A 9488-nucleotide genomic window follows, 5' to 3' on the forward strand; every position below is an offset into this window, starting at 1 on the left:
GGTTTACTTGTTGTTTTATCGCATCATCCATAATTTTATCAGCTCACGGCTTCTTGTTATTTTTCATTCTGAGGGATAGTACCATACCAATTCCCCCATTAAGAAACAAACCAAAACTAACATCTTGCTATCGCCATACAAACCTTAAAAAATACCGTGCAAAAAATAGCATGGTGAGCAAAATTTGATCTGCCATACTGTTTTTTTTAGCTCGATAAAATTGTCATCGGTAGGCTAAGTATTGGATTTTCAGAATCTGCAAAATGCATCATCACTGCTACATGGCCTACAACTACCAGCGCATACATTACTGCTGAAAAGCCTTGTCCATATTTATCTAATGGCAGTAAATGTGAGTAATGTCGGCCGCGCCATTCAAACACAATTTCTAGCGCCCCAACAAATAAAAAGAACACTAATAACATTAAACCAAAGGTGTAACTTAGCCATAAACCAAATAGCACACCTAGTAAGCACACACTTAAACCAACCCAAGAGCGCATTGAAAAGCTAATGCTTTTAAGTACATGCCCGCCATCAAGCGGTAAAATAGGCAGTAAATTGAATAAATTAAGCAGTGCACTAAGCACCGCAACACCTGCAAATATTTCCATTTCCGTAGCGTAATAAAGCACTACACCAAGTACAGAAGTAAACAAACCAAAGGCAGGCCCCATTAGTGATATAACCACATCTTGCCAGCGCGTAGTTATTTTATCGTCGCTAACGGCTAACCCGCCTACAAAAGGAATTAAATAAATGCCTTTGGTTTTAATGCCAAAATACTTCATAGCTCGTACGTGGCCATATTCGTGTACCACCAGGCAAGCAATCAGCATTAACGCAAATTCAATGGTAAACAGCCACGCATAACCCGCTACCGATGCACTGGCAAGCGCCACTTTAACAACTTTAGCACTTTTAAATAATTTAAAGCCAAGCGCCGCGAGCCCTAAAAACCCTTTTTTAGGTTCGCCTTGTGCTGCTGCAGGTAAAGCTAACTGAGTTGCAAACTGATTATTTACATATAGCGCCAAGCTTTGCTGGCTTACTTCGCTGCTATCAATACCAATTAACTGCTCATCAAGCATAAACTCGACATAATTTTCACGTGGGTTTTCAAATGCAATCGCTTGCTGATCATGAAATATTTTTACAACTTGCTGCTCTGCTATCATCAGCGTAAACGGTTGCTCTGCCAGAGAGAGTTCGACTTTTATCATTATTCTAACCATTATAAATTATGCCGCTAGTATACCTTTCCACCAAAAAAACACGAGTGAGCTAGCATCATTTTATTAGCGACAATTTAAGGTAAAAATGCCTGAAAGACTGACAAAAACACTTCAAGCGACTATTTTTAGTATTACAGGAAGTAAGCTACAACTACCAAGGACACCAATGCGAACTCAATTGCCAAACATACTCGTTGTTGATGACTCAAAAGCCATTTTAATTGTTATGAAAGCGATTTTTAATGAGCTCGAAATGCCAGAAGTCACCACTTGCTTAAGTGCAGTTACAGCATTAGAGAAAGTAAAGCCTGATATAAACTTTTATGACGCCATATTTACTGATCTGAATATGCCAGAAATGGATGGTATGGAGTTAATTCGTAATTTAGGTGAAATAGGCTATTGCGGTGCGATTGTTATTATTTCTGAAATGGATCCTAAAATAATCAGCCTAGCAGCTGACCTAGCCAAGCAGCACAATGTGCATTTAATTGGTAACCTTACCAAACCTGTGCAATTAAATCAGGTAAATACGTTACTTGCCAAAATAGCGCAGTTAAACAGCCACACACTTGTAAAAGAGCGCCCAATTACTAAAGCTAAGCTGATTAGCGCATTAAAAAATAATGAAATAACACCGTATTACCAACCTAAAATAAATATAAACAATAACCAAATACAAAGTGTTGAAGTATTGGCTCGCATTGTTTCAAATAAAAACGAACGCGTTATTTTACCAAGCCGCTTTATAAGCCTTGCAGAGCAATGTGACTTAATCAATGACATTACTTTTACGCTGTTTGAAAAAGCCTGCAGTGACTTAAAGCAGCTTAAAGAGCAATTAGGAGAAAGCTTAAAATTGTCATTTAATATGTCGCCATGCCAGTTAAATGATTTGAACTGCCCTAATAAGTTATTGCTGCTATTACAAAAGTACGGCGTGCTTCCCAGTGATGTGGTTGTTGAAATAACCGAACAACATGCGCTTTCAAGCTATACCCAACTTGAAACCTTAAATAGATTCAGAATATTTGGTTTTGGTATTTCGCTGGATGACTTTGGTACTGGCTTTACTAATATTAATCAACTGAAACAACTTCCTTTCACTGAAGTTAAAATAGACCGCTCTTTTATAAGCCATATTGAAACCGATAAGTTTTCGCAAGTGGTGGTCAGCTCATTAATTAATATGACTAACCAAGAGCAGCTACAGCTTGTTGCTGAGGGTGTTGAGCGTCCGGAAGAACTTGCCTATCTAAAGCACTATCAAACAAATTTAGCTATACAAGGATTTTTGTTTAGTTGCCCAAAAGCAAAAGCTGAATTTATCTCATGGGCACAGCACTGGATAAAAACAGCCACTAAAACAAATAATAACTAGGGCCTGCTGACCTTTGTCTGTTGATATTTACAGACCTCCTAACGAGGTTCGTTATCGTCGGCGCTGACGATATGTTCACTATCAGCTAAACGTTTATGCCAACGTTGTTTAGCCACGGCACGCATGTTGGTAGATTGATCTCGCTCATCAACAATTTCTAAACCCATTAACGCTTCGATCATATCTTCTAGAGTTACAATGCCTTGTACATCACCGTATTCATCGATCACTAAACAAATATGGGTTCGCTTGGTGAGTAATGTTTGTAATAACGACGACACGTTTTGCGTACTCGGTACGGTATAAATAGGCTTAACCAGTTTACTAATTTTGTAGTCTGTACCTAAGCGGTGGTATGCCAACATGATATCGTTTTTATGAACAAACCCTATGATATCGTCAGCATCTTTGTCGTAAATTAGCACTCGAGAGAATGAGGAAGAGCCATGTTCACTTAAGTACTGATTAACAGTAAGGTCTTTATGAATTTTAAAAATAACCGTACGCGGAGTCATTAAATCGGTTAGTTTTGCATGTCTAAAGTGCAGTAAGTTGCGGATGATCTCTGATTCATCAGCATGAAGTGCCCCTGACTCACTGCCAATATCGGCCATCGCTTCTATTTCTTGGCGAATATAATAGGCCTCATTATGCTTTTGCCCCATCAAATTGGTTAGCTTTTGTGCAGCCCATACAAACGGCTTAAGTACTATCACCAAAATACGTAAACCATAAGTCACACTCGGTGTTAAAGCACGCCAATAATTGGCACCCAAGGTTTTTGGAATAATCTCAGATAACACCAGTACCAATAAAGTCATAATTGCAGATGCAATCCCCACTGCAGCATCTGAGAATACAACGGCGGCTTGTGCACCTACCCCTGCGGCACCAGCAGTATGGGCAACTGTATTAAGCGTTAAAATAGCCGCTAATGGCTGATCAATATTACTTTTTAGCTTTTCAAGCTGCTTCGCCAGCACTGGACGCTCTTTGCGCAGCAATGCAACATAACTAGGCGAAATGCTTAATAGCACCGCCTCCATTATTGAACACAAAAACGAAATCACAATCGCTGTAACCATGTAAATGATTAATAGTGTCACTTTTTTTCCTCTATATTGGATATATGAGCATCATAACAATACATGCTATATTTGGCCAAATACCCAATAATAATAGGCATAACAATGAATTTAAGCGCACCTTGGCATCGTTACGCAAAACGTTTTACTTACTTAGCAACCCTACTAACATTAAGTTGTCTGAGTTTAACGACCTTAGCCGCCCCACTCGATCAATCAAAAATCCAATTTATTGGTCCGCTTGCAGAAGATATGCAAGCTAAGCCATTTCAAACACCCCATAGCGATGTGATTATAAATAATCTAATTGCACAACTTAAATTAAATACAGAAAGCTTTGTTGTATTTGGTAAAAAACACAAGTGGCAACCACTTGATAAAATTAACGCGCTTACTTTAGGCGGTTTACAAGCACTTAAATTTAATTTGGAAACTAACCGGTTTACTCAAGGCTCCTTAAACATTAAAGGAATAGAGCAAGGCCAGGTTTTTATCAATGGTGAGAAGCAAACTGGTGAAAACCAACGCTATCAGCTTGCTTTAAATAACGGCTCACATACCGTGGTCGTCATCGCTCAACAGGTTGCTAATTGGAATGATGTTAGCTTAGAGTTTGTGCCAAAAGCAGAAACTGACGTCGTGACCCTAACGACAAATAAAACCAAGCGCTTATCGGCTAAGCAATTGTTTGACGCCCCAACTATTAGTGCCCTCTCTTTGTCGCCTGATGCCAAACATTACTTAAGTACAACCAAGCACTATAGTGATAAAACCGGCAACGACGCCATTACCACAACCGAGCTTAAAAATACTAATAACCAAACGGTATACCGATTTGAAGCAGCCCAGCCAAGTCAGTTCATTTGGAGCCCTAATAACCAATTTTTAGTTTATTTACTAAACGGTGAATTAAAGCAACTAAACCGTAAAAACTTAACAATTAAAACTTTAGCTTCTGGCCTTGAAGGCGCAAGTAATTTCAACTTTTATAACGACAGCAGTATTATATTTAGTTGGTCAAAATCGCCAGAAGAAAATAACAGCCTAACCAAGCACCATAAAGGTCTTCAAGATCGTTGGTCATATGCCCGTACGGTTAGCCAATTATATTTACTCGATACCAACAGTGGTCTAACCAAAGCTCTGACCGAAGGCGTATTGAGCCATCAACTTGAAGATGCTAACAGCAACCGTGGAAAGCTATTAATAAGTCGTCCAGTAATGGCGATGCAAGCCTCAACTCACCCAGAGACTGAGTTGGTTGAACTTACATTAAAATCCAACAGCATAAAATCATTAGGTAAGTTTAAAACCTTTAATCAAGCTAAATATGCCGCAAACAATATTTATGTTGTTGCAGGCCCTGATTTTAAGAATGGTGCAGGCAGAACATTACCAAAGAACATGCTGGCTAATAATTACGATGGCCAGCTGTACTTACTAACTGATAATGCCAAAAAAGTAACGGCGTTAAGCAAACAGTTTGACCCCGCAATTGGCACATTAGAAGTACTAAGCAATGGTGATGCGCTAATCAAAGTGACAGAAAAAGATACCCAACCACTGTATTTATTTGACCTGAGTAAACAGCGCTTTAAAAAGTTAAATACAGGCTTTGATATTGTGCAGCAATTTAGCTTTTCAAATACGCGCAATGCCCAGTTATTAATTAGTGGCAGCAATGCGTCGAGCGCTCAACAACTCAAGCGCTTAGACGTAAGTAAAAACAAGGTAGAGATCATTTGGGATTCAAACCAGATTGCATATGCCAATACGACTATTCCTGCGCTTGAAGAATTTAACTTTACCAATAAGCGTGGCGTAGAAATCTCTGGCCGTGTTTATCTGCCAAGCAATTTGGATAAAGCCAAGAAGTACCCTGCTCTTGTTTATTATTATGGTGGCACCTCACCAGTAACACGCGGGTTTACGGGCCGCTACCCTTTTAACTTATGGGCAGCAAACGGGTATGTGGTTTATGTTGTACAACCAACCGGCGCAACGGGTTTTGGGCAAACTTTTTCAGCTCAACATGTAAATGCTTGGGGCGACTATACCGCCGATGACATTATGCAAGGCACAGAGGCATTTTTAGCTAAATATGATTTTGTAGACAGTAGTAAAGTAGGTAATCTTGGTGCATCTTATGGTGGCTTCATGACTATGCTGCTTGCCACCAAAACCGATATGTTTAGCGCATCTATTGCGCATGCCGGTATTTCAAACTTAACGTCATACTGGGGTGAAGGATGGTGGGGTTATTTATACTCAGGCGAAGCCTCAAAAAATAGCTTCCCGTGGAATAACCCTCAACTTTACAGCCAGCATAGCCCTGTATTCCATGCTGATAAAGTAACCACACCATTACTGCTTATTCATGGTGACAGTGATACCAATGTGCCTGTGGGCGAAAGCTTAACTATGTACACCGCACTAAAACTGCTTAATAAAGACGTTGAAATGATAGAGTACAAAGGAGCGGATCACCAAATATTTGCGCGCGATAAGCGATTTAATTGGTGGAACACCATGTTGGCTTACTTTGACAAAAAGTTAAAAAATGAACCACAATGGTGGGATTCAATGTATAAAGATTAGCAACCATAATGCGCACTTTCTTGCTCAAGTGAAAAGTGCGCATTACAAGAGTAATGTTATTAGACCAATTCGTAATATAATGTTACCGAAAAACAACGATCTCTGTGTTATACAGGCCATCAATGATGCTAATATACAAAGCTGAAACTAAAAAAATAACAGACTATGGCAATTAATGTTTTATTGGTTGAAGATGACGAATTACTCGTAAAGCGCATCCAAAATCATTTTATAAATACCGAGTTTTCTATTGACGTTGACCCCACCGGGGCCGATGCGTTAAATGTTGTTAAAAGCCGCGTAAGTCAGCGCAATACTATTTCCTTGGCAATAATTGATATTGTGCTACCAAAACGCGACGGTTTACAACTTGCCAAAGAGCTAAATACGCTCACCGATATTGGCGTTATCTTATTATCGAGTCGTGACTCACAAGCCGATCGAATTGCAGGCCTTGCTCAAGGTGCCGATGACTATATTTGCAAGCCGGTAGATTTACTTGAGCTTGAGCTAAGAATGCGCGCCCTATACAAACGAGTTGCCAATAATCACAGCGACGATGACAGTGAAGAGTTTATTGAATACGCCGATTTTAAGCTTCATCCAGATAATCGCACCCTTATTACAGCCAGTGGGATTGAATCACGACTGACTGAAGCAGAACACAAAGTGCTTATTTGTTTGATTGGTAATGCTGGTAAAGCGACTTCCCGTGAAAAAATATCAGAAGAAATTGGCCAGCCCGATTGGAGCCCCAACGATCGCACAGTAGACGTGTTAGTGGGTCGTTTACGTAAAAAGCTGAACGATGAGAAAGATCAAAAACGTATTGTCACTGTTCGCGGTAAAGGCTATATGCTTTCAATTTAAAGCCTTAGTGCTGGGTTAACTGCGATAATAAACGCTCAAATGCCCGATAATTAAGCGCTTCTTTAAGCTCATTTAAACTGATTTGTGGCGCACCTTTTAAATCACTAATAGTTCGCGCCACTTTGATTACTCTATGATAAGAGCGCGGCGATAACGCCAGCTTTTCACTGGCTCTGGCTAAAAACTGCAGCTCTGCAGGTGGTAACTCACAGTGCAAGCTCATCTCTTTGTTATTTAAGCGCGCATTTACTTTACCTTGGCGTTTAAGCTGAACTACATAAGCTGCTTCTACTCGTGCCCTCACCTCAGCACTGGTTTCTTCTGTAGTTGTACTTTGTAGCTCCACGCTGCTCAACCTTGGTAGTTCAATTTGCAAATCAATTCTGTCAATAAACGGCCCCGATACTCGCGATAAATAGCGCATTACCTGATCGGGTGTCGCCCGTTTATCATGATGACACCCAGTTGGACTAGGGTTAAGTGCTGCAATAAGCTGAAACTGCGCTGGAAATTCCATTTGTCTGGCCGCGCGCGAAATCGTCACTGTTCCGGTTTCCATTGGCTCGCGTAGCGAGTCTAGCACTTTACGCTCAAATTCAGGGAGCTCATCTAAAAACAACACACCGTTATGCGCTAACGATATTTCACCGGGTTTAGGGTTAGACGAGCCACCCACCAGCGCTACTGCAGAACAAGTGTGGTGCGGGTTACGAAACGGTCGCTGACGCCAATTGGTTAAATCAATTGAGTGGCCAATAATTGAATATAAAGCAGCAGTATCAATGGCTTCATCATCAGACATGGTTGGCATTATGGTGGCCATTCGTTGTGCAAGCATTGATTTTCCGGTCCCTGGTGGACCTAAAAATAGTAAATTATGCCCACCAGCAGCGGCAATTTCTAATACACGTTTAGCACCAGGTTGGCCTTTTACATCGCTTAAATCGAGTAAAAAATCTGGCGCTTGGGTGCAATCAGGGTAGGCAATGTTAAGCGGTAAAGGTTGTTGATTGAGCAAGTCTCCCCATACCTCTTGAATAGAACTGACGGCTTTTCGTTTTACACCACTGACAAGGCTGGCCAAACTGTCGTTTTCAAGAGGCAGAAAACAGCAACGATTTTGCTCTTTAGCACCAAGCACTGAAGGCAAAATGGCATTTACAGCACGTATTTCACCATTAAGTGCAAGCTCACCGTAAAATTCATACTTGTGAATATCAGGGCAAACTATTTGTCCCGATGCGACCAAAATACCTACCGCAATCGCAAGGTCAAATCGCCCACCATCTTTAGGAAGATCGGCAGGTGCTAAATTAACGGTAATACGCTGATCGGGAAATCCAAATTGCGAGTTTTCTAGAGCACTACGTACTCTATCCTTGGCCTCTTTAACCGACGCCTCAGGTAAGCCGACGATATGAAAGGCGGGTAAACCATTCCCTAAATGTACTTCAACCATCACCTCGGGGGCGTTGATCCCCACCTGCGCGCGAGAAAATATACGGGCTAACGACATTCCTTATCCTAGTTAACAGCTGTATTAACCCAGTTTAGTCAGGATATTTAAAAACATGCAATATAATCTTCCATTTAATGGCCGAAAAGCGCAGCAATAAGGTCATTAACATACTCAAGATCATCGCCACTTCCACCGTTAAAGATAGGTTTATACCTAAGGTATACACAATACCACCAGCAATACAGGTAATAGCATAGAGCTCACCTTTAAGCAGCATTGGAATATCGCGAGCAAGCACATCGCGAATCAATCCACCAAAACAGGGGGTGATCACGGCCATAATAATAACCGTCATATCAGGCATACCGGCCAATTGCGCTTTTTGTGCTCCCATTACTGCAAAAAAAGCTAAACCAAACGCATCGGCTGTTTGTAACACATAGTACGGAATTGATTTTTGTTTATTGATCAGTCGCGTTGTAACCAGAACCGCCACCAAAATAGCATAAAAGTAGCTTTGGTCGTGTAACCAAAATACGGGCTGGTCGAGTATCACATCGCGAACGGTACCGCCGCCAATAGCCGTAACAGTTGCAAGTACAACTACACCAAAGCCATCCATTTTCTTTTCATAGGCTACCAAGGTACCTGAGATAGCAAATACCGCCACACCTATTAAATCAAACCAGTGATAGAGTTCAGTCATAATTTTGATTACAAAAAGTTTTAAAGAGTTTAGTGCATAGCATACTAAATATTCAGCAATAACACTTTCAAAAAGTAGAATTAGAAAAGAACAGCAGGTATACGTGTTAAAAATAGCGTGAGGGAATATGAATTTTAGGCATAAAAAAACACTC

At 40.6% G+C, this 9488-nt stretch carries 7 protein-coding genes; 3 read left to right on the forward strand and 4 right to left on the reverse strand.

Features of this window, described 5'->3' with window-relative positions; translation table 11 throughout:
- Positions 1-206: 206 nt before the first annotated feature.
- Positions 207-1223 (reverse strand): metalloprotease, encoded by a 1017-nt coding sequence (locus CWB75_RS06215; protein ID WP_109875667.1) that lies wholly within the window; start codon positions 1221-1223, stop codon positions 207-209.
- Positions 1224-1401: 178 nt separating this feature from the next.
- Between CWB75_RS06215 and CWB75_RS06220 the strand changes: the two genes are divergently transcribed.
- Entirely contained in the window at positions 1402-2616 is a 1215-nt protein-coding gene (locus tag CWB75_RS06220; RefSeq protein WP_138570155.1) for an EAL domain-containing response regulator, read from the forward strand.
- A gap of 38 nt (positions 2617-2654) precedes the next feature.
- Here the strand turns inward: CWB75_RS06220 and CWB75_RS06225 are convergent, their stop codons facing one another.
- Complete coding sequence (locus tag CWB75_RS06225) at positions 2655-3722, reverse strand: hemolysin family protein (RefSeq protein WP_138570149.1); 1068 nt, start codon at positions 3720-3722, stop codon at positions 2655-2657.
- 84 nt (positions 3723-3806) lie between these two features.
- Here CWB75_RS06225 and CWB75_RS06230 point away from each other — a divergent pair, with 84 nt between their 5' ends.
- Positions 3807-6299: an alpha/beta hydrolase family protein gene (locus CWB75_RS06230; RefSeq protein WP_138570150.1), complete on the forward strand. Its 2493-nt coding sequence runs from the start codon at positions 3807-3809 to the stop codon at positions 6297-6299.
- 165 nt (positions 6300-6464) lie between these two features.
- Positions 6465-7169 carry a response regulator transcription factor gene (locus CWB75_RS06235; RefSeq protein ID WP_008108280.1) on the forward strand — a complete coding sequence of 235 codons (705 nt, stop codon included), beginning with the start codon at positions 6465-6467 and terminating at the stop codon, positions 7167-7169.
- 4 nt (positions 7170-7173) lie between these two features.
- Here the strand turns inward: CWB75_RS06235 and CWB75_RS06240 are convergent, their stop codons facing one another.
- Positions 7174-8685 (reverse strand): YifB family Mg chelatase-like AAA ATPase, encoded by a 1512-nt coding sequence (locus CWB75_RS06240; RefSeq protein ID WP_138570151.1) that lies wholly within the window; start codon positions 8683-8685, stop codon positions 7174-7176.
- Positions 8686-8719: 34 nt separating this feature from the next.
- Positions 8720-9334 (reverse strand): trimeric intracellular cation channel family protein, encoded by a 615-nt coding sequence (locus tag CWB75_RS06245; RefSeq protein WP_138570152.1) that lies wholly within the window; start codon positions 9332-9334, stop codon positions 8720-8722.
- Positions 9335-9488 lie beyond the last annotated feature (154 nt).

Source organism: Pseudoalteromonas sp. S1608, assembly GCF_005887265.1.
GTDB classification, from domain to species: Bacteria; Pseudomonadota; Gammaproteobacteria; order Enterobacterales; family Alteromonadaceae; genus Pseudoalteromonas; species Pseudoalteromonas undina.